Below are 24,261 nucleotides of genomic sequence, written 5' to 3'. Positions count from 1 at the left end.
AGCGTGCTCGACCTCGGCGACCTCTTCCCCGGCCTGCGCGTGGACGACCTCGTGGTCGACTACGAGGACGGGGACGACCCCGTGCTGCGGCACCCCGACGGCACGGAGATCGACACCTGGCGGGAGAACTACCCGTACCCGACGCGGCTGTCGCGCGAGGAGTACGAGCTGTCCAAGCGGCTGCTCCAGATCGAGCTGCTGAAGCTGCAGTACTGGATCAAGGACACCGGCGGGCGGATGGTCGTCGTGTTCGAGGGGCGTGACGCGGCGGGCAAGGGCGGCACCATCAAGCGGTTCACCGAGCACCTCAACCCGCGCGGGGCACGGGTGGTGGCGTTGGGCAAGCCGACCGAGCGTGAGCAGGGCGAGTGGTACTTCCAGCGGTACGTCTCCCACCTGCCGACGGCGGGCGAGATCGTGCTGTTCGACCGGTCCTGGTACAACCGCGCCGGCGTCGAGCGGGTCATGGGCTACTGCACCGACGAGCAGTACGAGCGCTTCATGCGGCAGGCGCCGACGTTCGAGCGGATGCTGGTGGACGACGGGATCGCGCTGGTCAAGCTGTGGTTCTCGGTGTCACGTGCGGAGCAGCGGACGCGGTTCTTGATCCGTCAGGTCGACCCGGTCCGACAGTGGAAGCTCAGCCCGAACGACATCAGGTCGCTCGACCGGTGGGACGCCTACACCGCGGCGAAGGTGGCCATGTTCCGGGCCACCGACACGCACGCCGCGCCGTGGACCGTGGTGAAGAGCAACGACAAGAAGCGGGCCCGGATCGAGGCCATGCGCAGCGTGCTGGCCCGCGTGGACTACACCGACAAGGACCCCGACGTGGTCGGCGAGCCGGACCCGCGGGTGGTCGGCCCGGCGGCCACGCTGCTGGAGGAGGGGGAGGACGAGACCACGCTCAGCCCGACCCCCCTCGCGCACGCCGACGACACGCACCCCCCGGACGCCGACCACGGGCCGGGCGTGCACCCGTGAGAGCACGCCGTCCTCACCTGCGGGGACAGGTTGAGCGGGCCGGCGCCGACCGACTCCGTCAGGTCGGAGACCGGGCGGGTCCCTGGCTCAGGTGGTCGGCCACGCCCAACGCCGCGACCGCGCGCAGGGCGGCCGAGAACACGTAGCCCATCGCGTGGCCCATGAGGGCGAAGCGGGGTTCGGTCTCCGCCGGCCGTTCGCCCGGACCCGGCGAGTTCTCCGGAGTCGACGCGGTCCGCACGCGAGCGATGACCAAGAGTGGCCACCAGCGGTCGTTCCCTCTCGGGCAGGCCGCCGAGTGGCGTCAGCTCCCGTCCTCGGTCGGCTGGAGCGACGGTTCCGGCTCCGGTTCCGGGCTCACGGACGTGGTGGTCGGCGCGGCCGAGGTCGGCGGGCTTGTGGTGGTGACGACGGGCTGGGTGGTGCCGCCGTCCGGCCCGACCGCCGGTTCCGCCGTGTCCTCGGCCGGTGGGTGGTCGGCTCGGGACGTCGGCTGCGGGGGAGTGGTCGACGGCGGAGCCGTGCCCGTGGCTTGCGGCGTGACGATGAACCGGGGCTCGGCCTGGTCCTGTGGCGCGTCCGACGACCCCGCGGTGCCGGGTGACGCCTGCTGAGTGGTGGACGCGGGCGGTGCGGGAGTCGTCGGCGGGTCGTCCGAGATCGCGGCCATCGTGATCGCGAACGCGCCGACCAGGGCGCCCGCCGAGGCCACGAGCACCTGCCACGAGGGGCGGGTCGCCGCACGCGGTAGCTCTTCGGTGTCCGCCTCGTCCCCGTCGTCGGGCGGCAGGGCCGCGCCCGCCAAGACCCGGGCGCAGTCGTGCGCGGTGGGCCGGTCCTCCGGTGCGGCGGAGGTCATGCGCGCCACCAGCTCGCGGACGTCAGCGGGCAGGTGATCGGGGATCACCGGCGGTCGGTGCAGTCGGGCGACCGCGGCCTCCACGTCACCGCCCTCGTACTCGCGCCGTCCGGTCAGGCACTCCAGGAGCACCAGCCCCAGGGCGTAGACGTCGGTCGGGTGGCCGATCTCCTGGCCGAGCACCTGTTCCGGGGCGAGGTAACCGGCGGTGCCGACCAACTGGTCGGTGCGGGTCAGCCGGGTGGCGCCGGTGAGGTGGGCCAGGCCGAAGTCCGCCAGGTAGGCGTCGTCCTCGTGGTCGAGCAGGATGTTCGCCGGCTTCACGTCGCGGTGCACGAGGCCGTGCGCGTGCACGTGCGCCAGCGCGTCGGCCAGCCGGGCACCGAGCCGGCGCACTTCGTCCGGCGGCAGCGGTCCGAGGACCAGGCGGTCGTGCAGGGTCCGGCCTTCGACCAACCGCAGCACGACGAACGGTGTCGCCGCCGTGGTGTCGGCGTCGTAGACCGACACGAGCGCGGGGTGCGTGAGCCCGGCCAGGAGGTGGACCTCGTTGTCGAACCGCCGGGCGGCCTCGGGGTCGAAACCGGGCTGCACCAGCTTGACCGCGACGTGCCGCCGCAGGACGGTGTCCCAGGCCCGGTGGACTTCGGCCATGCCGCCGATCCCGATCGGCTCGATCAGCTGGTAGCGGTCGGCCAGCACGTTCTCGCCTGCCGAGGGTGACACCTCGTACCTCCGGTCGCGTGAGCGGGGACAGTTCCGAATGCCCTGATCACGCCGGCGGCAAACAGGTGAGCGCGCCTCGGGTCGGCGTCGTGGCGGCGATGACCCGTCGACCGCGACCCGTCGGCCGTGGTGCCGCGGCGGGTCACGACGTGGTCCGAACCGCGTGGCGCTCGGGTGAAGTCGTGTCCTGCGCGGATGATCCTCGCCTACCCTTCCGTCATGGCGAGAGCGCTTGGCGTCGTCCTGTTATCGGCACTGCTCGTCGGGTGCAGCGCCACCGTGGGCGGGATCGCCGTGCCGGTGCCGAACCCGACCTTCCCGGAACCTCCCGCGCGCACCGCCGAGGTGCTGCTCGGCGACCTGGCGTCGGTCGACCCGTGCGGACAGGTGGAGCCGGCGGACGTGGCGGCGTTCGGCGAGGCTTCGGTGGCGCCCGTCGAGTCCTTCGACCACTGCCTGCTCAAGGTGTCCACGGGCGGCGCGGTGCTCGACGTGGTGGCGGGCGGCCTCGACCGGGTGCTGCACGAGGCCGTGTTCGACGGGCCGCTGGTGCCGTACAAGGAACTGCGGATCGTCGAGATCCGGGGCGGCAGCGTCCAGTGCCAGCGCGGCCTGGTGTTCGCCGACCTCGTGGCGCTGAACGTGACCGTCGACAACTACTCCGACGTCGAGGTGGCCGCGACCCGGCTGTGCGAGGTCGCCGACGTCGTGGTGCGCGCCGTCGCGGACCGCGTGCTCGCGGGCGACGTGGAGCACCGGCGGTTCGCGGCGAAGTCCCTCGGGCCGGTGCACGCGTGCCGCGGGCTGTCGGACGCGACGGTCGCGCGGCTGCCCGGGCTGGCGGGTTCGCGTGCCTGGCCCTACCCGGCGGGGCACCAGTGCCGGTGGAGCCCGGATGGCACGACGACGCCGCCCAGGGTGCGGGTCACGTACTCGGTGGGCACGCCGACCGAACCGAACGGCGGGAACAGCAAGCTCGAGGACATCGCCGGACGCCCCACCGTGATGTCCGGGTTGACCACGTCCTCGCTCGTGCTGTGCGGCGCGGAGACCACCCACATCCCGTTCGAGAACGGGTTGAGCGAGCTCGCGCTCGTCACCGTCGCCCTGCCGACCGGCGCGGCGGTCGAGGACGCCTGCGCCGCGGTGAGGGTCGTCGCGGCGGAGGTGTGGGCCGGCCTGCCGAAGTGACGACCGGCACGACGTCGAACCGGACGGAGCCGGGAGGCGGCGGTCCGGGGGCCGCGGCGCCTCGACCGGCTCTCCCTCCGGTCGAACGCTCCCATGACGTCCGCCCGGCGAGGTCGAGCACGCCCCGGCCCGACCTGACCGGTCCGGTGAGCCGCGGACGAACCCGGTGACGGACCGGACGGCGCCCCTCCGACGGTCGTCGCCAGGCCTCCGGGGGTCACCCGCGGGCGGTCTCGCTCACGGAGTTGCGTCGCGCGTTGCGTCACCCGTGCCCGGACGGCGCGTCGGCCAGGCGACCGCCCAGTTCCCGTAACCGCTCGGCGAGGTCCGCGGTGGCCTCGATCAGGTCGGACAGGGACATCCCGGCCTCCACCGGGGTCCAGCCGCGGGCGAGGAAGCGGATCACCTCGGCGTTGTCCCGGAGCTCGGCGGCGAGCGCCTCGACCTGACCGGGCAGCGCCACGGTCGACCGCTCGGTGACCCGCCTGGCCCGGAACGCGCGCTGCCGGCACGCCGACGAGCAGTACCGACGGGGCCGGCCGGTGCTCTGCGCGGCGAACTCCTTCCGACACTGCTGGCAATTCAATTCGCGCGACTTTCGTTACGGGTCGCCTGGCGTTTTCACGTTGCGAAAAGGCGCGCCCGGCGCTTCCGGAGGCCAAGTCAGGTGAATGCGACGTCGACGTATCGGGTGAAGGCCGGTCGCTTGACGCCCTGCGATCGCCGGCGTGTACTGGTTTAGGCGGACGGACCGACAAAGCGAAATCGAGAAATCCCGAATGCGTTGACCGGCCGGCCGTTCCGAGCACGGAGGAACGCGGTGGGATCGACCGGCCCGCGACCGGTCGCACTGCTCCCGACCATTCCGCGCCCTCGTTCGAATTTATCCGAATCGTCTCCTCGTGAAGGAGTTGTGCTGCCATGCCAACCCAGTACTCACTGACGGTCCGCAATGAATCTACCCAGTTCCAAGACCTGTGCGTCTACCAGCAGCCCGTGGACCTCGGCGTGCGCAACGCCATGTCGCTGGCCTGGCTGACCGCGCCGGCGTGGCCGGGCACCACCGTGACCTTCGAGTGGACCCTCGACTACAGCTTCGTCTGGTCGTACACGGGTTCGCTCAAGCCGGGCACGCGGTTCCGCGCGCAGGAGATCCGGCGGGCCAACCCGCAGGACCTGACCACGAACCAGATCCTGTTCGACTACACCGACGGCGCGCACCGCTTCGTGCCCGGCAAGGCGTTCGGCGTGCCGGAGCTCGGCAGCCTCTACATCCGGGAACTGCCGACGGTGCCCGCCGACGGCGCCTCGGTCGGCATCGGCATGTCGAACTCCGGCGTGTTCGCGGTGCAGGCGCAGCCCAACGAGAACCTCGTCTTCACGCCGCACCCCAGCTACTGGCTCACCGCGGGCACTTACGTCCACGGCGAGGTGCTCGACGTCGAGCAGATCAGCAACACCGTGGAACTGGACTACAACGCGGGCTTCGAGATGACCGCGGTGCTGCACCCGGACAACACGTGGTCGATCAGCACCGGCACGCAGTCGGTCGCGGCCTGAGCACACCCCTGACCGGATCTCTCCCCGGTCTGCCGTAGGACCCGTGCGCCGGAAGGCCCCCTCCGGCGCACCGCGAAGGACGACGGGGTCGAGCTCCGGAGGCGCCCACGACCCGCCCCGCTCGACAGCCCGGGTGCCCCCACCACACCGGCCCGTCGTCCCGGGCGCAGAGCGCGACTCCCCCGGCGCGCTCTGCGCCCCCTCTCTCCCCTCTCCCCCCAGGAGTGAAGTCATGGCTTACAACACCATCGGCCCGGTCGACGTGATCAAGGCCCTCATCGAGTGGATCCAGGTCGAACAACCGACGATCGAAGCCCTCTCCCTGTTCGCGGGCGGCTGGGAAGGCTGGGCGCGCAACCAGTTCGCGCTGTGGCTGCAGGGCCAGCTCAAGCTGCGGCTGCGCAACAACAACCCGCTCGACGTGCTCACCGAGGCCAACCACATCCCGACCGGCGAGGGCTCGATCGCGGTCTTCGACAGCCCTCAGCAGCGCGCGGACATCGTGTTCAACGCGCTCAGCCCGACCGTGGAGGCCGAGCCGCCGGTGATCATCACGGAGCTGAAGTGCCAGTCGCCCAAACAGCCGTGGCCCGCGTTCCGCGCCGGGCTGAGCCGTGACGTGACCAAGCTCTACGGCGTCAACCCGGACGTCGACGACGCGTTCGGCCCGGAGAACGTGATGGTGCTGTCGCTGGGCATCTGCTTCAACGAGCCCGGCCTCCGCCCCGCCGCGGGCTACCGGGTCGAGAGCGCCGGACGCCAGTACGCCGTGCAGTGGTGGGCCGACCCCGGCCTGGTCGGCTGACCCGCTTTCCACCCCACCTGCGAGGAGCACACGGATGTCGAAACTCACGCTCGACCCCCACGAGGCCGTCGACAAGGTCGCTCAGTGGGTTGACGAGGAGCAGCCGCTGATCAACGAGGTCATCCGGTTCGCCGGGGATTGGGACGGGTGGGCGCACAACCAGTTCGCCAAGTGGTTGCAGCGGAACCTGCGCGACACCACCGGCAGGTTCGACCCGCTCGACGTCATGACCGAGGTCGGCCAGGTCTGGACCGGGCAGGCCGCCGTGCCGGTCTTCCGACGGCGGCCCGGCGAGCGCGTCGAGCGGGCGGACCTGGTCTTCAACGTGGACGAGAACGTCGACGAGCAGGCTCCGCCACTCATCGTGATGCAGCTCAGGTGCGAGTCCTCCACCACGGCGTGGACCGACTACCACGCCGCGCTGAGCACGGACGTCGCCCTGCTCCACCGGGTCGACCCGGCCCTGCTCCCCGATCCCGCGAGCCGCGGGAGGGTCGTCATCGCGCTGGGCATCGGCCCCTACTACGCCGACCACGACCGGGCCCCGGGCTTCACCGTCAGGTTCGCCGGCGGGAATCCCCTGGTCGCCGTCCAGTGGTGGAGCGACCTCGAGATCCACTGAGCCGGAGGTGGGGCCGGGCCGTCCGGCGGCCCGGCCCTACGAGTGGATGACCAGACCCCGGCCGCCGTCGCGCTTCGCCTCGTACATGGCCTTGTCCGCACGGCTGAGCACGGACGCGGCGGTGGCCTCGGGGTCGTGGTCGGCGCAGATCACCACGCCGACCGAGGCGCTGATCTCCTCGCCGAGCGCGTCGAGGATGCGGAACGCCACCTTCTCCGGCTCCTCCAGCCCTTCGACCAGCACGCCGAACTCGTCGCCGCCGAGCCGGGCCACCACGTCGGTGTCGCGGACGCACTGCCGCAGCCGCTGCGCCACCCGTTCGAGCATCGCGTCGCCGTGCGCGTGGCCGGAGACGTCGTTGACCGCCTTGAAGTCGTCCAGGTCCACGAACAGCAGCCCGAACGGCGTGCCGTCGCCGTGGTGCTCGGCCATCGCCTCGTCCAGCCTGCGCTCGAACAGCGCCCGGTTGGCCAGCCCGGTCAACGGGTCGTGGTGGGCCTGGTGCGTCAGGGTGCGCTCGGACTCGCGCAACAGCAGCACGAGCTTCGTGTTGTCCACAAGGGTCACCAGCTGCCGCAGGATCACCGCGACGAACACCGTGAAGCCGCAGCCGATCTCCACCGCGTCCAACGGCCCGAGGTCGCCGATGATCGTGCGCCGCAGCACCAGCACGGTGCTGATCAGTAAGGGCACGTACGGCATCAGGAGGTAGGCCCACTGCCACGGCCGCCGGTTGCGGCTCCGGCCGGTCGGCGGCGACGGCACGGGCGCCAGGGCCGCCAATGCGATCAGCGCCGGTCCCACCACGAACCCGGCGTTGGCCAGCGGCGGCACCTCCGGCGCCTGGATGCTGACCAGGTAGGCGAACGCGAAGTCGGACGCGGCCAGCCCCGCCAGGCCGAGGCCCAACAACCGCAGCTGCGGTCGCAGCACGACCTTGCGGTCCGCGCTCAGCACCACCACGATCACCAGCAGCACCAGGTCGGTCACCGGGTAGGCGATGGCCACCAGGAACGCCGCCGAGCCCGGGTTCCCGGCCGCGACCAGCCCGCCGAGCGACGTGGTCCACGTCAGCACGAACAGCGACCCGACCACGATCAGGCCGTCCAGCAGCAGTACCAGCCGGGCGCTGCGGGAGCGGCGGTCCAGCAGCGCGTCGGGGGAGTCCGACCGGCGGAAGTTGCCGATGACGAGCAGCGCGACGAACGCGAACGGCACGATGCTGAGGTACCCGGCGTCCGCCGGCGACGGTGACGGCACCGCGCGCCGCTCGATCAACTGGTACCACGTCCACAACGCCTGGCCGGTGGACCAGCCGGCCATGCCGAACCCCATCGCCAGCCGCCAACGGCGATCCGGCCCGGTCGCGCGGCGAGCCGTCCACCAGCAGCAACCGGTGGCGAACAGGCCGGTGGCGAGCTGGGCGAGGTCGTCGAGGACCACCGCGCCCTCGCCCTTGACGACGTCGAAACTCGCGGCCACGGACGCGGCGGTGGCCAGCGCCACCACGACCGCGGCCGTGAGGGCGAACCGCCTCGTCCCGATCACGTCGGTCAGTGTGCCGCATTCCGGTGCCTTCGGCCGGGTCGCCCTGGGAGGATCGGCGGGTGGCAGAGCAGGAGGATCCCGTCGCCGCCGACGTGGCGACGGAGCAGGAGTACGAGCGGTTCGCCCGGCACCGGATCGGCGACTTGGGAGGCGACGCGGACGCGTTCGGCCTCTCGTACAACGTGCTGCACCTGGCGTACATGATGATCACCGACTACGAGGCGCTGGTGCACCGCGAGCAGGGGTGGACCATGCCCGGGTTCCGGTTGATGTTCAAGCTGTGGATCCTGGGCCCGACCCAGCCCGCGCGGCTGGCCGACCTGTCCGGCACGACCAGGTCGGCCATGTCCAACCTGATCAACACGCTGGAGCGGGCCGGGCTGGTCGAGCGGACCAGGGACGGCCAGGACCGGCGCGTGGTGTTCGTCGCGCTCACCGAGGAGGGCCGCACGGCGGTGTCGCGCGTCTTCCCGCACCAGAACGCGCGCGAGGCGCGCTGGTTCGAGGTGCTGGACTCCGACGAGCGCGCGCAGATGGTGCAATTGATCCGACGAGTGGCCGCCGCCCGTCCGAGGTAGTCCCGCCGAGACGCGGTTTTCGCAATGTCGTCGCAATTTCAACGAACGCCGTGCGGATGGCCTGCGATCGCCATCGAATTCATGGGCCGGGTATGCCCGGTCGACTGGAAAGGCGTCGGCATTTCTTCGGGGAAACATTCTTCCCAATATTTGGGAGCGGTTCCACTCGAATGGAGGAGCAATGCTCCGGTGACGTTGCGCTACGGTCCTGTAACCGCCGTCACACCGCACGTCAACCCGTACGAGAAAGGCCGTTCATGCTGACCTCAGTGGCTGCGGCTGCATTGACCATGTCCGCGCTCGTCCCATTCGGTGAAACAACGGTCGAGACCGCGCCCGAATACGTCACGGTCCAGGTCAGGACCGTGAACGGATCCGGCTGCCCGGCCGGCACCGCGGCGGTCGCCGCCTCGCCCGACCGCATCGCCTTCACCGTCACCTACAGCCAGTTCCTCGCGCAGGCGGGCGCCGACTCCGAGCCGACGGACTTCCGGAAGAACTGCCAGCTCACGCTGGAGTTGAACTACCCCCAGGGCTTCACCTACGGCATCGCCAAGGCCGACTACCGCGGGTTCGCGCACCTCCAGCGCGGCGCGGTGGGAATGGAGCAGGGCAGCTACTACTTCCAGGGCATGTCGCCGACGGCGCGGAAGAGCCATTCCTACGCCGGGCCCTACAGCGACAACTGGCAGGCGACGGACGCCACGGAATGGGACGCCATCGTGTACGCGCCGTGCGGCGAACAGCGGATGTTCAACATCAACACAGAACTCCGGGTCACCGCGGGCACGTCGACCGGAACCAGTTTCATGGTGATGGACTCGACCGACAGCAACGTGAGCACCACGTACCACTTCTCGTGGAAGCGGTGCTAGGGCGGCCCGATTGGTGACCGGGCCAGGGACTTGCGTCAATTCGCCGCCGATACCGTGCTCATCGACGAGTCGGAAGGTGCTGCATGTTCAATTTCGTGGCGGCCGTCACCATGGCGGCGGCGGTGATCGTCATTCCTCCCGGCGGGGCGCCGAACACCACCCCGCCGCCGGATCACATGACCATCGACGTGGTGACCGTCAACGGCTCCGGATGCCCGGCCGGTACCGCGGCCGTGGCGGTCTCACCGGACAACAAGGCGTTCACCGTCACCTACAGCCAGTTCATGGCGCAGGTGGGCGTAGGCGCGCTGCCCACCGATTTCCGGAAGAACTGCCAGCTCAACCTGAGGCTGAACATCCCACAGGGGTTCACCTACGGCATCGCGCAAACCGACTACCGCGGCTTCGCCCACCTCGAGCGGGGCGCGACCGGTCTGGAACGGGCCAACTACTACTTCCAGGGCATGTCGCCGACGGCGTACCGGAGCCACAGCTACGCGGGACCGTTCAGCGACGACTGGCAGGCCACCGACACCACCGAACTCGCCGCGATCGTCTACCACCCGTGCGGCGAGCAACGGCTGTTCAACATCAACACGGAGTTGCGGGTGAGCGCCGGGTCGTCCGACACGACGACGACCACCAGCTTCATGTCCATGGACTCCACGGACGGCAGCGTCGAGACGACGTACCACTTCGCCTGGAAGACCTGCCCGTGAGCGAACCGGCCCGATGAGTGGTGGTCCCCACCCACCGGACCGGCCCGCCTGAGCGCGTGCGCGGAAGGCTCGACCGGTTGGCGCACGCGCCGTTCCGACTTCCCGCGCGGCCGGACCACGCTGTCCGGGCGCGCGGGAAGGCCGTCCCCGGCCGCACGTCGTTGTGCGACCGGGGACGAGTCACACGAGAGGCCGGTCGGTCGGCTCGATAGGCCTGGGCAGCACGGCCCGCCCCGTCAGGAAGGCGTCCACGCCGGCGGCGGCCGAGCGGCCCTCGGCGATGGCCCACACGATCAGCGACTGGCCGCGGCCCATGTCGCCGGCCACGAACACGCCGTCGACCGAGGTCGCGAACTCCTCGTCGCGCGCCACGTTGCCGCGCGCGTCGAGGTCGACGCCCAGCTCGGTGAGCAGGCCGTCCTTCTCCGGGCCGACGAAGCCCATCGCCAACGTCACCAGCTGCGCCGGGATCTCCCGCTCGCTGCCGGGCACCGGCTCGAACCGCCCGCCGGACGCCTCGACCTCGACCAGCTTCAACGCCCGCACCGCGCCCTCGTCGTCGCCGAGGAACTCCACGGTGGACACGGAGTACAGCCGCTCGCCGCCCTCCTCGTGCGCCGACGTGACCCGGTAGAGCATCGGGTAGGTCGGCCACGGGTGCGCCTCGGCGCGCTTCTCCGGCGGCCGGGGCATGATCTCCAGCTGCGTCACCGACAACGCGCCCTGGCGGTGGGCCGTGCCGACGCAGTCCGCGCCGGTGTCGCCGCCGCCGATGACCACGACGTGCTTGCCCTCCGCCGTGATCGGCGGCGCGTCCAGCTCGCCGCGCGCCACCTTGTTGGCCCCCGGCAGGTACTCCATCGCCTGGTGCACGCCGGTCAGCGACCGGCCGGGCACCGGCAGGTCGCGCCACGCCGTCGCGCCGCCGGCCAGCACCACCGCGTCGTAGGACTCCCGCAGCTGCTCGACGGTGACGTCGACGCCGACGTTCACGTTCGTCCGGAACTCGGTGCCCTCGGCCCGCATCTGGTCCAACCGGCGGTCCAGCCGCCACTTCTCCATCTTGAACTCGGGGATGCCGTAGCGCAGCAGCCCGCCGATCGCGTCGGCCCGCTCCAGCACCACGACCGAGTGACCGGCACGGGTCAGCTGCTGCGCTGCGGCCAGGCCCGCCGGCCCGGAACCCACCACGGCCACCGAACGGCCGGTGCGCGTGGCGGGCAGCTGGGGCGTGACCCAGCCCTCGTCCCACGCCCGGTCGATGATGGAGATCTCGACCCGCTTGATGGTGACGGGGTCGCCGTTGATCCCCACCACGCACGCGGCCTCGCACGGCGCCGGGCACAACGTCCCGGTGAACTCCGGGAAGTTGTTGGTCGCGTGCAGCCGGTCCGACGCCTTGCGCCAGTCGTCGCTCCACACCAGGTTGTTCCACTCGGGGATCAAGTTCCCCAGCGGGCAGCCCTGGTGGCAGAACGGGATGCCGCAGTCCATGCACCGACCGGCCTGCTTCTCCAGCTTGGGCCGCTCGAACTCCTCGTACACCTCGCGCCAGTCGCGCAGGCGCAGGAAAACGGGACGGCTGCGCGGGGTCTCACGCTCGGTGGTGAGGAACCCACGAGGGTCAGCCATGAGACGCCTCCATGATCGCTTCGTTGACGTCCCGGCCTTCGAGCTCGGCCCGGGCCTGTGCCGCCAGCACCCGCTTGTAGTCCTTCGGCATGACCTTCGTGAACCGGTCCGCGGCCAGGTCCCAGTCGGCCAGCAGCGCGTGCGCCACCGCCGAGTCCGTCTCCAGGTAGTGCTTCTCCACCGCGCGCCGCAGGAACTCGCGGTCGGACTCGTCCACCGGGTCCAGGTCCACCATCTCGGGGTTGACCCGCTGCACGGCCGCGTCCAGCACGTACGCGATGCCGCCGGACATGCCCGCCGCGAAGTTGCGCCCGGTCGCGCCGAGCACGACTACCCGGCCGCCGGTCATGTACTCGCACCCGTGGTCGCCCACGCCCTCGACGACGGCCAGCGCGCCCGAGTTGCGCACGCAGAACCGCTCGCCGACCTTGCCGCGCAAGAAGATCTCGCCGCCGGTCGCGCCGTAGCCGATCACGTTGCCCGCGATGATGTGCTGCTCGGCGGCGAACTGCGCGTCGGGCACCGGCCGGACGACGATCCGCCCGCCCGACAGGCCCTTGGCCACGTAGTCGTTCGCGTCGCCGATGAGCCGCAACGTGATGCCGCGCGGCACGAACGCGCCGAACGACTGCCCGGCCGTGCCGGTGAACGTGATGTCGATCGTGTCGTCGGGCAGGCCCTCGCCACCCCACCGCTTGGTCACCTCGGAGCCGAGCATGGTGCCGACGGTGCGGTTGACGTTGCGCACCGGCAGTTCCAACCGCACCCGGTCACCGGAGGCGATGGCGCCCTCGGCGAGCTGGATCAGCGTGTTGTCCAACGCCTTGTCCAAGCCGTGGTCCTGGGAGGTGGTGCGGTGCCGCGCCGCGCCCTCGGGCAACGACGGCACGTGGAAGATCGGGGACAGGTCGAGCCCGGCCGCCTTCCAGTGGTCGACCGCGGCCCGCGTGTCGAGCAGGTCCGCGTGCCCGACGGCCTCGGCCAGGGTGCGGAAACCCAGCTGCGCCAACAGCTCCCGGACCTCCTGCGCGACGAACTCGAAGAAGTTCACCACGTGCTCGGCCTTGCCCGCGAACTTCGCCCGCAGCACCGGGTTCTGCGTGGCCACGCCGACCGGACACGTGTCCAGGTGGCAGACCCGCATCATGACGCAGCCCGAGACGACCAGCGGAGCGGTGGCGAAGCCGAACTCCTCCGCGCCGAGCAGCGCCGCGATCACCACGTCGCGCCCGGTCTTGAGCTGGCCGTCGGTCTGCACCACGATCCGGTCGCGCAACCGGTTGGCCAGCAACGTCTGCTGCGTCTCGGCCAGGCCGAGCTCCCACGGTCCGCCCGCGTGCTTGATGGACGACAAGGGGGACGCGCCGGTGCCGCCGTCGTGGCCGGAGATCAGCACGACGTCCGCGTGCGCCTTGGAGACGCCCGCCGCGACCGTGCCGACGCCGACCTCGGAGACGAGCTTCACGTGGATGCGCGCCGCCGGGTTGGCGTTCTTCAGGTCGTGGATGAGCTGCGCCAGGTCCTCGATCGAGTAGATGTCGTGGTGCGGCGGCGGCGAGATCAGGCCGACGCCGGGTGTGGAGTGCCGGGTCTTGGCGATCCACGGGTACACCTTCGCGCCGGGCAGCTGGCCGCCCTCGCCGGGCTTCGCGCCCTGCGCCATCTTGATCTGGATGTCGTCGGCGTTGACCAGGTACTCGCTCGTCACGCCGAACCGGCCGGACGCCACCTGCTTGATGGCGCTGCGCCGCGAGTCCCCGTTGGCGTCGGGGGTGAACCGCTCGGCGTCCTCACCGCCCTCGCCGGTGTTGGACTTCGCGCCCAGCCGGTTCATCGCGATGGCCAGCACCTCGTGCATCTCCTTGGAGATGGACCCGTAGGAGATGGCGCCGGTGGCGAACCGCTTCACGATGGAGGAGACCGGCTCGACCTCGTCGATCGGCACCGGCTCGCGCACGCCCTCCTTGAACGCGAACAGCCCGCGCAGCGTCATCAGCCGCTTGGCCTGCTCGTCCACGCCCCGGGTGTACTCCTTGAAGATGTCGTAACGCCCGGTGCGCGTGGAGTGCTGGAGCTTGAACACGGTCTGCGGGTTGAACAGGTGCGCCTCGCCCTCGCGGCGCCACTGGTAGTCGCCGCCGACCTCCAGCTCGCGGTGGTGCGCCCGGACGCCGTCGGCCGGGAACGCCATCCGGTGCCGCCGCGCCACTTCCTCGGCGATGACGTCGAAGCCGACGCCACCCAGCCGCGAGGTGGTGCCGGTGAAGCACGTGTCCACGACCTCGTCGCCGAGGCCGATCGCCTCGAAGATCTGCGCGCCGGTGTAGGACGCCACGGTCGAGACGCCCATCTTGGACATCGTCTTGCGCACGCCCTTGCCCAGCGCCTTGATCAGGTTGCGGGTGGCCACCTCCGGCTCGACGTCCGGCAGCTCCTCGACCGACGCCATCGCCAGGTACGGGTTCACCGCCTTCGCGCCGTAGCCGACGAGCAGCGCGATGTGGTGCACCTCTCGGGCGTCGCCCGACTCCACGATCAGGTCGACCTGGGTGCGGGTCTTCTCCCGCACCAGGTGGTGGTGCACCGCGCCGGTCAGCAGCAGCGATGGGATCGGCGCGTGCTCCTGGTCGACGCCCCGGTCCGACAGCACGACCAGCCGCGCGCCGTCCCGGATCGCCTGCGACACCTCGGCCCGGATCTCGTCCAGCCGCCGCACCAGCGCCTCGCCGCCGCCCGCCACCTCGTAGAGGCCGCGCACGGTGAACGTGCGGAACTCCGGCAGCGTGCCGTCGTCGTCCACGTGCACGAGCTTGGCCAGCTCGTCGTTGTCCAGCACGGGGAACGGCAACGAGATCCGGCGGCACGACGTGGCGTCGACGAGGAGCAGGTTCGGCTCCGCGCCGAGCGTGGCGTGCAGCGAGGTCACCAGCTCCTCGCGGATCGCGTCCAGCGGCGGGTTGGTCACCTGGGCGAAGAGCTGCGTGAAGTAGTCGAACAGCTGCCGCGGCCGGTCCGACAGCGGCGCGAAGGGCGCGTCGTTGCCCATCGAGCCGATCGGTTCCGCGCCGGAGCGCGCCATCGGGCGCAGCAGCAGCGCCATTTCCTCTTCCGTGTAGCCGAACGCCTGCTGACGACGCACCAGGGACGAGTGCGTCGGCACCTCGCGCTCACGCGCCGGGAGGTCGGCCAGGTGCAGGATGCCGTCGGCGACCCACTCCTGGTACGGGTGCTCGGCCGCGAGCTGCCCCTTGATCTCCTCGTCGTCGATGATCCGCCCCTGGGCGGTGTCGACCAGGAACATCCGGCCCGGCTCCAGCCTGCCCTTGCGCACGATCGTGGCCGGGTCGAGCTCCAGCACGCCCGCCTCGCTGCCGAGCACGACCAGGCCGTCCTCGGTGACCCAGTACCGGGCGGGGCGCAGGCCGTTGCGGTCGAGCACCGCGCCGATCAGCGTGCCGTCGGTGAACGCCACCAGCGCCGGGCCGTCCCACGGCTCCATGAGCGTGGAGTGGAACTCGTAGAACGCGCGCCGTTGCGCGTCCATCTCGGCGTGGTTCTCCCACGCCTCGGGAATCATCATCAGCACCGCATGCGGCAGGCTGCGCCCGCCCAAGTGCAGCAGCTCCAGCACTTCGTCGAACGTCGCCGAGTCGCTGGCGCCGCGCGTGATGACCGGGAAGACCCGGGACAGGTCGCCGGGGATCAGGTCGGTGGCGAGCACCGACTCGCGCGCGTCCATCCAGTTCCGGTTGCCGCGCAACGTGTTGATCTCGCCGTTGTGCGCCACGTACCGGTACGGGTGGGCCAGCGGCCACGACGGGAACGTGTTGGTGGAGAACCGCGAGTGCACCAGGCCGATCGAGCTGGTGACCCGCTCGTCGGTCAGGTCGGGGAAGAACTTCTCCACCTGCGGCTCGGTGAGCATGCCCTTGTAGACGATCGTCCGCCCGGACAGGCTCGGGAAGTACACGTCGGTCGCGTGCTCGACGCGCTTGCGCACCACGAACGCCAGGCGTTCCAGTTCCAGGCCTTCCGCGCCACTGAGGAAGAGCTGGCTGAACGCGGGCATGGTGGTCTTCGCCGTCGGACCGACGTGGTCCGCGTCCACCGGCAGTTCGCGCCACCCGAGGACCGTCGCGCCCTCCTCGGCGGCGATGCGCTCGATCTGTCCCTTGACCTCGTCCTGACCCTCCTGGGGGAGGAACGCGGTGCCGACCGCGTAGCCGCCGGGCGCGGGCAAGGGGAAGCCGACGACCTCGCGGTAGAACGCGTCGGGCACCTGGATCAGGATGCCCGCGCCGTCGCCGGTCTCCGGCTCGGCGCCGCGCGCTCCCCGGTGTTCGAGGTTGCGCAGCGCCACCAGGGCCTGGTTGACGATCGCGTGATTTCTGCGACCGGCCAGGTCGGCGACGAACGCGACACCGCAGGCGTCGTGCTCGTACTGCGGGTCGTAAAGGCCTTGCGGCTGGTGGTGGGTCACAACGGGCCCTCCCGTGGCGTCGTCCGGGCATACGGAGACGGCCGAACGCCCGCGCGCGGCTTGACGCGGACAACTCGGCCTGCAGGTACTGGCTGTGGACCCACGCCCGAGCGATCGTCGGCGTGGGTTCCGCACTCCGTTGTGCGGGAGAACTGCACTTGCTCGTGCGCGCCTCGCGGCCGGATGGGGCCGTTCGGGTGCGCTTGGCGGTGCACCGGGATTGCCGGGGTCTTGTGACGATAGTGTGAATTCGCGGTTATGGCTCTAGTCCGACAGGGCGTCGTGGTGAATCACACCACTACTTGACGCCGTTCCGACCAACGGGGTACACCCGGTCGGACCAGAGTTTCGCTCAGTTTCGCAACTTCAGTGACAGGTGAAATCAGCTGGCTGCTCTTCTGGACTCCCGTCCGCAGCCCACCGCGACGACGAGGCACAGCGTCGCGAGCGCGCCCTGCCACCACGCGGCCTCGCTCACGGCCAAGATCACGTTGACGCCCGAGACCAGCGCGAAGAGCGCCGCCAGCAGCGCCCAGAGCCGGCGTTCGGCCTTCTCGCCGCGCAGGAGGGGCAACGATGTCGGTGGGTGGGTCACGGTGCGCACCTCCAGTCAAGGCCTGTCGCGCTCGACGGCGACAAGTCGGCTGGGGGTACCCGCACTTTGCGTACCTCACACCTTCAGGTGGTGACTTTTTTCGAAGGGCTCGCGAGGGTGTGTGCGGAGCGTGATCGGGTCAGCCGACCGTTACTCCGAACAGGAGGCCGACGTAATACGTGACGATCATCGTGAGCGATCCCACGACCACGTTGCGGCGCACCGCGCGGCTGACCCGGCTCGCCCCGAGGCGGGCGCTGACCACACCGGTGAGCACCAGGCCGGCCAGCACGGCCACCGCGCACGCCCACACCCGCCACGCGGTCGGCGGCAGCACGATCGCGACCAGCGGGATCAGCGCGCCCGCCGCGAACGCCACCAGCGACGCCCACGCGGCCTGCCACGGGCTGGTCAGGTTGTCCGGGTCGATCTGCAGCTCGGCCTCGGCGTGCGCGCGCAGGGCGTCCTGCTCGGTCAGCTCGCGGGCGACCTGCGCGGCGAGGTCCTCCGACAGGCCCTTGTCCTGGTAGATCTCGGCGAGCTCGCGTTCCTCCTCCTCGGGCATCTCGCGCAGCTCGCGCGCCTCGAGCCTGAGCGCGGCCCGCTCGGTGTCCCGCTGGGTGCTGACCGACACGTACTCGCCGCCCGCCATGGACAGCGAGCCCGCGACGAGCCCGGCCACGCCCGCCGCGAAGATCGTGGCCCGGTCCGCGGTGGCGCCCGCGACGCCGACCACCAGCCCGGCCGTCGACACGATGCCGTCGTTGGCGCCGAGGACGCCGGCGCGCAGCCAGTTGAGCCGGCCGGAGAGGTCGTGGTGGGGTTCGCCGGGGTGCGTCATGACCGTGATCGAACCACCACTCGGCTAACGGGTGGCGTCCGTCCCGCGAACGGGTGAAAGCATGGACAGCGGGGGCAGTGCGCCCGCCGGGGCCCGGGTGATCGGCTCCCGGCTGACGAATCAGGGGGAGCGGTGGTCAGCAGGCGCGCGGTGCTGCTCGGGGTCGGCGCGGTGGTCGGGTCGGTCGCCGCCACGTTGCCGCCCCGTGCCGCCCGACGGCGGATCGAGCGGTGCCCCGAGTGGGGCGCGCGACCGCCGGTTGAACAGCCGGTGCCGTTGGGGCGCGGGCCGGAGCGGATCCTCATCCACCACACGGCGACGGAGAACGTGGCGGACGGCTCTCGGCGGCACGCGCACGAGTTGGCGCGGTTCTTCCAGAACCTGCACATGGACGCCAACGACTGGGGCGACACCGGGCAGCACTTCACCATCACGCGCGGCGGCGTGGTGCTGGAGGGGAGGCACGGCAGCGTGGACGCGCTGCTGGCCGGTGACCGGATGGTGGAGGGCGCGCACGCGTTCGGGCAGAACCGGAACTCGATCGGGATCGAGAACGAGGGCACCTACGTCGACCAGGCGCCGCCCGACGGGCAGTGGGACGCGCTGGTGTGGCTGTGCGCGGTGATCTGCCGGCAGTACTCGATCCCGCCGGCGGAGATCCACGGCCACCGCGACTTCTGGGACGGCACCGTGTGCCCGGGCGACGCCTTCCACGCGTTGCTGCCGAGGCTGCGCGCCGAGGTCGCGCTGGCGGTCTAGGTCGGGGTGCTCCGCGCGCCGCGGTCAGCCGGCTTCCACGATCCGCCACTGCGGTCCGCCGACCCAGGTGGCCTCGAGCCGGGACCGGTGGCCGCCGCCGGTGAACTCGACCACGACGGCGTCCGCGGGCTGTTCGACGGTGGCGGCGAAGCCCTGGCGCGGGGTGGCCGAGATGGGCTCCATGTCCTTGGCGGAGAAGCTGATCGCGGCGACCCCGCCCTGCAGCGTGAAGCTGCGCAGGTAGACCGGTTCGCCGTTCCGCTCGGTCCACGTGCCGTTCTCCGACGGCAGGGGTTGCGTGGTCGTGGTGGTGGTCGGCACGACCGTCGTCGTCGTGGTCGGCGCGACCGTGGCGATCACTGCGACGGTGGTCGTCGTCGTGATGGGCGCGGAGGTGGTGGTGGTCGTGGTGATCGCCGACGACTGCGTCGGTCCGGCGACGACGCGCGGTCGTTCGGGCGCGCCCGCGTCCAGCACGAACCGGATGCCCAGCCAGGACAGCACCACCGCGACCGCCGTCGACGCCGACCACGCGGCGAAGTACTGCAGGCCCCTGGTCACGCGGACATCCTGCCGGCGGGACCGGCGTCGTGGACCCCTTTGCTCAGCACGCGGCGCCCGGGGTGGTGACGTGGTTGCCGACGTCGTCCCGGTCGGCGGCGGCGAGCACGGTGTCGAGCAGGTGCGGGAAGCGGGCGTCGATGTCGTCGCGGCGGAGGCGGATGTAGCAGCGGGTGCCCTCCTCGCGCCGCCAGGTCAGGCCTGCGGCGTTGAGCACCTTGAGGTGGTGGCTGAGCGTGGACTTGGCGACGGGCGCGTCGAACTCGCCGAAGTTGAACTCCTCGCCGTCGGCGAGCAGGCGGACGAGGCCGACGCGGAGGGGGTCGCTGAGCGCCGCGAGGACGTCGGTCAGGGTGAGCTGAGCGACGTCCGGGTTGCTGTCGGCGTGGCGCACGTCTCCCAGTCTAGATGTTCGATGTTTTGCGAACATCGAACCGGCGAGAGTAGGTTGTTCGATGTTCACCGAACTTCGAACGAGGTGGGGACCATGGAGTTTGACGGGCAGCTCGCGCTGGTCACGGGCAGCACGGCGGGTATCGGGCGGGAGACCGCGCGGTTGTTGGCGGCCGGTGGCGCCACGGTGATCGTCACGGGGCGGGACGAGGCGCGCGGTGCTCGGACCGTGGCGTCGATCGAGGCGGACGGCGGGCAGGCGAAGTTCATCGCCGCCGACATGGCGGACCTGGCGTCGGTGCGCGCGTTGGCGGGGGCCGTCGGCGAGGTGGACGTGCTGGTCAACAACGCCGGGATCTTCCCGTTCGCGGCGACCGTCGATCAGGACGAGGAGGGCTTCCAGCGGCTGTTCGACGTGAACGTGCGGGCGCCGTTCTTCCTGACCGCCGCGCTGCTGCCGGGCATGGCGGCCCGGGGCCGGGGCAGCGTGGTCAACGTGTCCACGTCCGCGACCTCGTTCGCCGTGCCGGGCGCGGCGGCGTACTCGGCGACCAAGGCGGCGCTGGAATCCCTGACCCGGACGTGGGCCGTGGAGTACCGCGGCACCGGGGTCCGGGTCAACGCCATCGCGCCGGGCGCCACCGTGACCGAGGGGACGCAGGCCCTCGCGCCCGACGCCGTCGACGAGACCGGCCGCAAGTCCCCGCTCGGCCGCACGGCTTCGGCGCGGGAGATCGCCGAGGCCATCGTCTTCCTCGCCTCGCCTCGTGCCGGTTACGTCCACGGCGAACTCCTCCAAGCCGACGGCGGCCGCACCATCGGCTAACCCCCGCCCCGCGAGAGTCCTACCTTCAGCCCGCGGGAAGGTAGGACTCTCGCGGTCAGGAGGTGGCGGAGTTCAGGAGGGGGAGGTAGCCCGAGGCGTAGCCGGTGGCGTTGGGGTGGAACGACTCCGCCAGGCGGAACAGGGAGAACGAGTTGATCCACGGGGAACTCCCGCACGCGCCGTGGCCCGCGAAGTGGGCGCGGGCGTCGACGTAGCGGACGCCGGCGGCTGCGGCCCGGGCCGAGATCACGGCGTGCAGGTCGTCGGCGCCCCGGTTGAGGGCCGCACGCTTGGTCGAGCTCATGCACGTGCCGTTCGGCTCCACCAGGCGCGGGTAGCCCAGCACGACCACGGTGGCGTTCGGCGCACGGTTGCGGATCGTGGCGTACGTGGCGTCGAGCCGCCCTGGCAACGTGGTGCGCGCGCTCTCGATGCCGGCGTTCACCGCGTTGACGCAGCTGGTGTCGCTGCCCGTGACGCAGGTGATCATGGTGTTGGCGAACCCGACGTCATTGCCGCCGATGGTGATCGAGACCAGGTCCGTGCCCGCGTCCAGCGAGGCGAACTGGTCGGTCATGCTCTGCGTGGTCGCCCCGCCGCAGGCGGCGTACTTGAACGACGACACCTCGTGCGTGTTCGCCCACAACTGGGCGTACCCGCGGGAACTGCGGTAGCACGACCCGCTGAGGTACGGCGGCGCGCCCGTGCCGGAGGAGTACGAGTCGCCGAGTGCGACGTAGTCGACCGGAGCGGCGGCCCGCGCCGCGGTCGAGGTGAGCATGACGGCCAAGGCGGCGGGCAGCACCGCGCACACGACCCTGAGAAGACGTCCGCGCACGTCCAGTCCTTCCTCGAGACATCACCTGCGTGAAGGCGGCAGGTCGACGACGTTACGAAGGCGTTCCGAGGGATCACAGTCGGTGCTATTCTCATTACCTGCGAGTAACCTGGACTGCTTCGTCGGGGTGCCGCCATGACCGTTCCGCGCCGCAGCGACGCCCTGAGGAACCGGGCGTCGATCATCCGCGCGGCCGAGGAGCTGGTGGTCCGCGGCACGACACCGTCACCGGCGCGGATCGCCCGCCTCACCGGCCTCGGCCAGGCGACGGTGTACCGGCACTTCCCCGACCGCCGCACGCTGTTGCTCGCGGTGGCGCGCAAGCACTTGGGGCTGCTGGTGGCCGCCGCCGAGCGCGACGCCGACGACCCCGCCGCCTTCCGCGCGCTGCTCCACTCGGTGATGGCCTACCAGGTGTCGATGCGCCCGCTGGTGGACGAACTGCGCCGGTTCCCCGAGCCCGACCAGCGCGGTCACGTGCGCCGACTGCTGGACGTGCTGCGCGGACCGTTCGACCGCTCGCGGGCGGCGGGCCACCTGCGCCACGACATCGTGCTCGACGACGTCGTGGTCGTGCTGACGATGCTCCAGGCGGCCGTCGACCGGACACCCGAACCGCACCGCGCGATCCCCGTCCTGCTGGACGGCCTGTTCCTCCCCGAACCCGATCGCACGGCCGGGTCGGTGCACGGGTAGCGCCGGGGGAGCGGCGGGGAACTCACCCGATCGCGTTACGGTGCGCGCCATGGTCTCGGTGCTGCTCGTCGAGGACGATCCGGTGGTGCGGTCGGCGGTGACCCGGGCGCTGACCGGGCTCGGGCACGCGGTGCTGCCGGTCGGCACCGCGTTGGAGGCGTTGCGCGAGATCACCGGCGGCGCGTTCGACCTGGTCGTGCTCGACCTCGGGCTGCCCGACATGGACGGCGCGGACACCCTGCGGATGATGCGCGGGGTGTGCGACGTGCCGGTCATCGTCGCCACCGCCCGTGACGACGAGAGCGAGATCGTCCGCCTGCTCAACGCCGGCGCCGACGACTACCTGGTGAAGCCGTTCTCCAGCGAGCACCTCGCCGCCCGGCTCTCCGCCGTGCTCCGCCGCGCGCGCAAGGACGCCGCGCCCGCCACGTTCCGGATCGGCCGCCTCACCGTCGACCCCGACCGCCGCGAAGCACGCCTGGACGGCCGCGAGCTCAACCTGACCCGCAAGGAGTTCGACCTGCTGGCCTACCTCGCCGCGCGCGAGGGCAAGGTGGTGCCGCGCGCCGAACTCCTGGCCAACCTGTGGAACCTGCCCGGCAGGCACGACGACCAGACGCTGGACGTGCACCTGTCCTGGCTGCGCCGCAAGCTCGGCGAACGCGCCGCCCAGCCCCGCTACCTGCACACCGTGCGCGGTGTCGGGTTCAAGCTCACGGCGGCCGAGTGAGGAAGTCGCTCGCCCTCGTCTCGCTGGCCGTCACCTCGATGGTCGCGCTCGCGTTCCTGATCCCGCTCGCCCTCGTGGTGCGCCAGCTCGCCGAGGACCGCGCGCTCGTCGACGCCGAACGCCTCGCCGGCGCGCTCACCCCCGTCCTGGTGATCACCTCCGACCCGGCCTCCGTCGGCCAGGCCCTCACCGCCAGCGCCGGCCGGGTCGCCGTGCACCTGGCCGACGGCGAGGTCGTCGGCGTGCCCGTGGCGACCGACCAGCAGATCCGCACCGCGCGGGAGGAGGGCCGGGCGTCCACCGAGCCCATACCGGCCGGTCTCGTGCACCTGCAACCCGTGCTGCTCGGCGAGGGCCGGGTGGCCGTGGTCGAGGCGTTCGTGCCGCGCGCCGAGCTGTCCCGGGGCGTCGAGCAGGCCTGGCTCGCGCTCAGCGGCGTCGCCGTCGTCCTCGTGCTGGGCTCGGTGCTGGTCGCCGACCGCCTCGGCGCGCGGGTCGTCAAAGCCGCCGCCGCCCTCGCCGAAGGCGCGCGCAAAATGGGCCAGGGCGATCTCGCCACGAGGGTGACGCCGAGTGATCCGCCGGAATTGTTCGACGCGGGCACGGCGTTCAACCGGATGGCCGATCGGATCGGCCAACTGGTCGCGAACGAACGCGAAATCCTGGCCGACCTCTCGCACCGCTTGCGCACACCGCTCACCGCGTTGCGGCTCGATTCGGAAACGCTCGGCCAGGACCCCGGCGCCAACCGCGTCCGGCAAGCGGTGCACGCGCTCGAACGCGAGGTCAACGAACTCATCCGGGCCGCCCGCCGCGAGTTGGACGACCCCGACGGCGGCCGGTGCGACGCCGCCCAGGTCGTGCACGACCGCCTCGTCTTCTGGTCCGCCCTCGCCGACGACCAGCAGCGGCTGTGGAACCTGCGCGGCACCGAGCGCCACGCGTTCGTCCCGCTCACCCGCAGCGACCTCGCCGCCGCGATGGACGCCGTGCTCGGCAACGTCTTCCGGCACACGCCGGAGGGTGTCGGGTTCGTCGTCGCACTGTTCCACCAGCCAGAACGCGTGGTCATCGTGATCGAGGACGCCGGGCCGGGCATCGACGACCTGGAGGCGGCGCTGCGGCGCGGCAGCAGCGGCGCGGGCTCGACCGGCCTCGGCCTCGACATCGCCCGCCGGGCGGCGGAGGCCGCCGGCGGCTCCCTGGTGGTCGACCGGGGGCCGCTCGGCGGCACGCGGGTCCAGCTCCGGCTCGGCCGCGCGGAAGAGCCAGTCTGACCCGCGGTCCCTTTTCCGCGCCTGATGCGACCTTTAAATGTTCCTTAAATAAACGGCTGTTGACAGTTCTGCATTCCTGGATAAAGCTATTCACGGAATTGAGGTCGGCCGCGGCGCTCCCACCCTTGCCCGGCCCGCCCGGTTCCCCCTTCGGTGCGGCGACCGC

General features: G+C 71.3%; 24 protein-coding genes. 13 read left to right on the top strand and 11 right to left on the bottom strand.

Features of this window, described 5'->3' with window-relative positions:
* Positions 1-33 precede the first annotated feature (33 nt).
* Positions 34-984 (top strand): polyphosphate kinase 2, encoded by a 951-nt coding sequence (gene ppk2, locus AB0H12_RS00190; protein ID WP_499620762.1) that lies wholly within the window; start codon positions 34-36, stop codon positions 982-984.
* 58 nt (positions 985-1,042) lie between these two features.
* Here ppk2 and AB0H12_RS00185 read toward each other — a convergent pair whose 3' ends face one another.
* Positions 1,043-1,240 carry a hypothetical protein gene (locus AB0H12_RS00185; protein WP_499619631.1) on the bottom strand — a complete coding sequence of 66 codons (198 nt, stop codon included), beginning with the start codon at positions 1,238-1,240 and terminating at the stop codon, positions 1,043-1,045.
* A 48-nt stretch (positions 1,241-1,288) separates the two neighbouring features.
* Positions 1,289-2,569, bottom strand: a complete 1,281-nt coding sequence (locus AB0H12_RS00180; RefSeq protein WP_499619629.1) for a serine/threonine-protein kinase — start codon at positions 2,567-2,569, stop codon at positions 1,289-1,291.
* Positions 2,570-2,788: 219 nt separating this feature from the next.
* Between AB0H12_RS00180 and AB0H12_RS00175 the strand changes: the two genes are divergently transcribed.
* On the top strand, positions 2,789-3,760 hold the full coding sequence (locus AB0H12_RS00175) for a hypothetical protein (protein WP_499619627.1): 972 nt from the start codon (positions 2,789-2,791) through the stop codon (positions 3,758-3,760).
* A 262-nt stretch (positions 3,761-4,022) separates the two neighbouring features.
* On the opposite strand, the gene AB0H12_RS00170 is transcribed toward AB0H12_RS00175, so the two are convergent.
* A complete protein-coding gene (locus tag AB0H12_RS00170; protein ID WP_499619625.1) occupies positions 4,023-4,346 on the bottom strand; it encodes a hypothetical protein in 324 nt (107 codons plus the stop codon).
* Between the two features lie 335 nt (positions 4,347-4,681).
* Between AB0H12_RS00170 and AB0H12_RS00165 the strand changes: the two genes are divergently transcribed.
* The 3 genes from AB0H12_RS00165 to AB0H12_RS00155 all read left to right on the top strand — a co-directional run bounded on the left by AB0H12_RS00165 (position 4,682) and on the right by AB0H12_RS00155 (position 6,747).
* Complete coding sequence (locus AB0H12_RS00165) at positions 4,682-5,320, top strand: RhiA family protein (protein ID WP_230570877.1); 639 nt, start codon at positions 4,682-4,684, stop codon at positions 5,318-5,320.
* A gap of 232 nt (positions 5,321-5,552) precedes the next feature.
* Positions 5,553-6,125 carry a hypothetical protein gene (locus AB0H12_RS00160; RefSeq protein WP_230570876.1) on the top strand — a complete coding sequence of 191 codons (573 nt, stop codon included), beginning with the start codon at positions 5,553-5,555 and terminating at the stop codon, positions 6,123-6,125.
* A 34-nt stretch (positions 6,126-6,159) separates the two neighbouring features.
* Positions 6,160-6,747, top strand: a complete 588-nt coding sequence (locus AB0H12_RS00155) for a hypothetical protein (protein ID WP_499619623.1) — start codon at positions 6,160-6,162, stop codon at positions 6,745-6,747.
* A gap of 36 nt (positions 6,748-6,783) precedes the next feature.
* Here the strand turns inward: AB0H12_RS00155 and AB0H12_RS00150 are convergent, their stop codons facing one another.
* Complete coding sequence (locus AB0H12_RS00150) at positions 6,784-8,295, bottom strand: diguanylate cyclase domain-containing protein (protein ID WP_499619621.1); 1,512 nt, start codon at positions 8,293-8,295, stop codon at positions 6,784-6,786.
* A gap of 59 nt (positions 8,296-8,354) precedes the next feature.
* Between AB0H12_RS00150 and AB0H12_RS00145 the strand changes: the two genes are divergently transcribed.
* From AB0H12_RS00145 to AB0H12_RS00135, 3 genes are all read left to right on the top strand, one after another.
* Complete coding sequence (locus tag AB0H12_RS00145) at positions 8,355-8,873, top strand: MarR family winged helix-turn-helix transcriptional regulator (RefSeq protein ID WP_499619620.1); 519 nt, start codon at positions 8,355-8,357, stop codon at positions 8,871-8,873.
* 257 nt (positions 8,874-9,130) lie between these two features.
* Positions 9,131-9,748 carry a DUF4360 domain-containing protein gene (locus AB0H12_RS00140; RefSeq protein WP_499619618.1) on the top strand — a complete coding sequence of 206 codons (618 nt, stop codon included), beginning with the start codon at positions 9,131-9,133 and terminating at the stop codon, positions 9,746-9,748.
* A 110-nt stretch (positions 9,749-9,858) separates the two neighbouring features.
* Positions 9,859-10,467 (top strand): DUF4360 domain-containing protein, encoded by a 609-nt coding sequence (locus AB0H12_RS00135; protein WP_499620760.1) that lies wholly within the window; start codon positions 9,859-9,861, stop codon positions 10,465-10,467.
* Positions 10,468-10,647: 180 nt separating this feature from the next.
* On the opposite strand, the gene AB0H12_RS00130 is transcribed toward AB0H12_RS00135, so the two are convergent.
* The 4 genes from AB0H12_RS00130 to AB0H12_RS00115 all read right to left on the bottom strand — a co-directional run bounded on the left by AB0H12_RS00130 (position 10,648) and on the right by AB0H12_RS00115 (position 18,015).
* The gene (locus AB0H12_RS00130) at positions 10,648-12,099 is read right to left on the bottom strand and encodes a glutamate synthase subunit beta (RefSeq protein ID WP_499619616.1); all 1,452 of its coding nucleotides are present in this window, start codon (positions 12,097-12,099) and stop codon (positions 10,648-10,650) included.
* Positions 12,092-16,579: a glutamate synthase large subunit gene (gltB, locus tag AB0H12_RS00125; protein ID WP_499619614.1), complete on the bottom strand. Its 4,488-nt coding sequence runs from the start codon at positions 16,577-16,579 to the stop codon at positions 12,092-12,094. Before gltB ends, AB0H12_RS00130 begins: the two co-directional genes overlap by 8 nt.
* Positions 16,580-16,961: 382 nt before the next feature.
* Positions 16,962-17,174: a hypothetical protein gene (locus AB0H12_RS00120; protein ID WP_499619613.1), complete on the bottom strand. Its 213-nt coding sequence runs from the start codon at positions 17,172-17,174 to the stop codon at positions 16,962-16,964.
* 139 nt (positions 17,175-17,313) lie between these two features.
* The gene (locus AB0H12_RS00115; protein ID WP_499619611.1) at positions 17,314-18,015 is read right to left on the bottom strand and encodes a VIT1/CCC1 transporter family protein; all 702 of its coding nucleotides are present in this window, start codon (positions 18,013-18,015) and stop codon (positions 17,314-17,316) included.
* A gap of 132 nt (positions 18,016-18,147) precedes the next feature.
* Between AB0H12_RS00115 and AB0H12_RS00110 the strand changes: the two genes are divergently transcribed.
* Entirely contained in the window at positions 18,148-18,774 is a 627-nt protein-coding gene (locus tag AB0H12_RS00110) for a peptidoglycan recognition protein family protein (protein WP_499619609.1), read from the top strand.
* Between the two features lie 24 nt (positions 18,775-18,798).
* On the opposite strand, the gene AB0H12_RS00105 is transcribed toward AB0H12_RS00110, so the two are convergent.
* Together AB0H12_RS00105 and AB0H12_RS00100 are read right to left on the bottom strand one after the other, a co-directional pair.
* Positions 18,799-19,335, bottom strand: a complete 537-nt coding sequence (locus AB0H12_RS00105; RefSeq protein WP_499619607.1) for a hypothetical protein — start codon at positions 19,333-19,335, stop codon at positions 18,799-18,801.
* 43 nt (positions 19,336-19,378) lie between these two features.
* Entirely contained in the window at positions 19,379-19,729 is a 351-nt protein-coding gene (locus tag AB0H12_RS00100) for an ArsR/SmtB family transcription factor (RefSeq protein WP_499619605.1), read from the bottom strand.
* Positions 19,730-19,822: 93 nt separating this feature from the next.
* On the opposite strand from AB0H12_RS00100, the gene AB0H12_RS00095 reads away from it, so the two are divergent.
* Positions 19,823-20,554, top strand: coding sequence for an SDR family NAD(P)-dependent oxidoreductase (locus tag AB0H12_RS00095; protein ID WP_499619603.1), 732 nt, complete (start codon positions 19,823-19,825; stop codon positions 20,552-20,554).
* A gap of 55 nt (positions 20,555-20,609) precedes the next feature.
* Here the strand turns inward: AB0H12_RS00095 and AB0H12_RS00090 are convergent, their stop codons facing one another.
* Positions 20,610-21,392, bottom strand: a complete 783-nt coding sequence (locus AB0H12_RS00090) for an SGNH/GDSL hydrolase family protein (protein WP_499619602.1) — start codon at positions 21,390-21,392, stop codon at positions 20,610-20,612.
* A gap of 135 nt (positions 21,393-21,527) precedes the next feature.
* On the opposite strand from AB0H12_RS00090, the gene AB0H12_RS00085 reads away from it, so the two are divergent.
* Genes AB0H12_RS00085 through AB0H12_RS00075 form a run of 3 tightly spaced genes read left to right on the top strand, consistent with a single transcriptional unit; the run spans position 21,528 to position 24,095 of the window.
* Entirely contained in the window at positions 21,528-22,088 is a 561-nt protein-coding gene (locus tag AB0H12_RS00085; RefSeq protein ID WP_499619601.1) for a TetR/AcrR family transcriptional regulator, read from the top strand.
* 49 nt (positions 22,089-22,137) lie between these two features.
* Positions 22,138-22,818, top strand: a complete 681-nt coding sequence (locus AB0H12_RS00080; protein WP_499619600.1) for a response regulator transcription factor — start codon at positions 22,138-22,140, stop codon at positions 22,816-22,818.
* Entirely contained in the window at positions 22,815-24,095 is a 1,281-nt protein-coding gene (locus AB0H12_RS00075) for a HAMP domain-containing sensor histidine kinase (protein WP_499619599.1), read from the top strand. The genes AB0H12_RS00080 and AB0H12_RS00075 overlap by 4 nt, the downstream gene beginning before the upstream one ends.
* Positions 24,096-24,261 lie beyond the last annotated feature (166 nt).

Origin of the sequence: Actinosynnema sp. NPDC023794, assembly GCF_040639675.1 — a bacterium.
Lineage (GTDB): Bacteria > Actinomycetota > Actinomycetes > Mycobacteriales > Pseudonocardiaceae > Actinosynnema > Actinosynnema luteola.
Note: the sequence above shows the minus strand (reverse complement) of the source record. Positions and strands in the feature narration are given on the sequence as shown.

Coding starts and splice junctions, on each gene's coding strand:
- AB0H12_RS00175 (WP_499619627.1), top strand. CDS start 2,789: ATGGCGAGAGCGCTTGGCGTCGTCCTGTTATCGGCACTGCTCGTCGGG.
- AB0H12_RS00165 (WP_230570877.1), top strand. CDS start 4,682: ATGCCAACCCAGTACTCACTGACGGTCCGCAATGAATCTACCCAGTTC.
- AB0H12_RS00160 (WP_230570876.1), top strand. CDS start 5,553: ATGGCTTACAACACCATCGGCCCGGTCGACGTGATCAAGGCCCTCATC.
- AB0H12_RS00155 (WP_499619623.1), top strand. CDS start 6,160: ATGTCGAAACTCACGCTCGACCCCCACGAGGCCGTCGACAAGGTCGCT.
- AB0H12_RS00140 (WP_499619618.1), top strand. CDS start 9,131: ATGCTGACCTCAGTGGCTGCGGCTGCATTGACCATGTCCGCGCTCGTC.
- AB0H12_RS00135 (WP_499620760.1), top strand. CDS start 9,859: ATGGCGGCGGCGGTGATCGTCATTCCTCCCGGCGGGGCGCCGAACACC.
- AB0H12_RS00130 (WP_499619616.1), bottom strand. CDS start 12,099: ATGGCTGACCCTCGTGGGTTCCTCACCACCGAGCGTGAGACCCCGCGC.
- AB0H12_RS00115 (WP_499619611.1), bottom strand. CDS start 18,015: ATGACGCACCCCGGCGAACCCCACCACGACCTCTCCGGCCGGCTCAAC.
- AB0H12_RS00095 (WP_499619603.1), top strand. CDS start 19,823: ATGGAGTTTGACGGGCAGCTCGCGCTGGTCACGGGCAGCACGGCGGGT.
- AB0H12_RS00085 (WP_499619601.1), top strand. CDS start 21,528: ATGACCGTTCCGCGCCGCAGCGACGCCCTGAGGAACCGGGCGTCGATC.
- AB0H12_RS00080 (WP_499619600.1), top strand. CDS start 22,138: ATGGTCTCGGTGCTGCTCGTCGAGGACGATCCGGTGGTGCGGTCGGCG.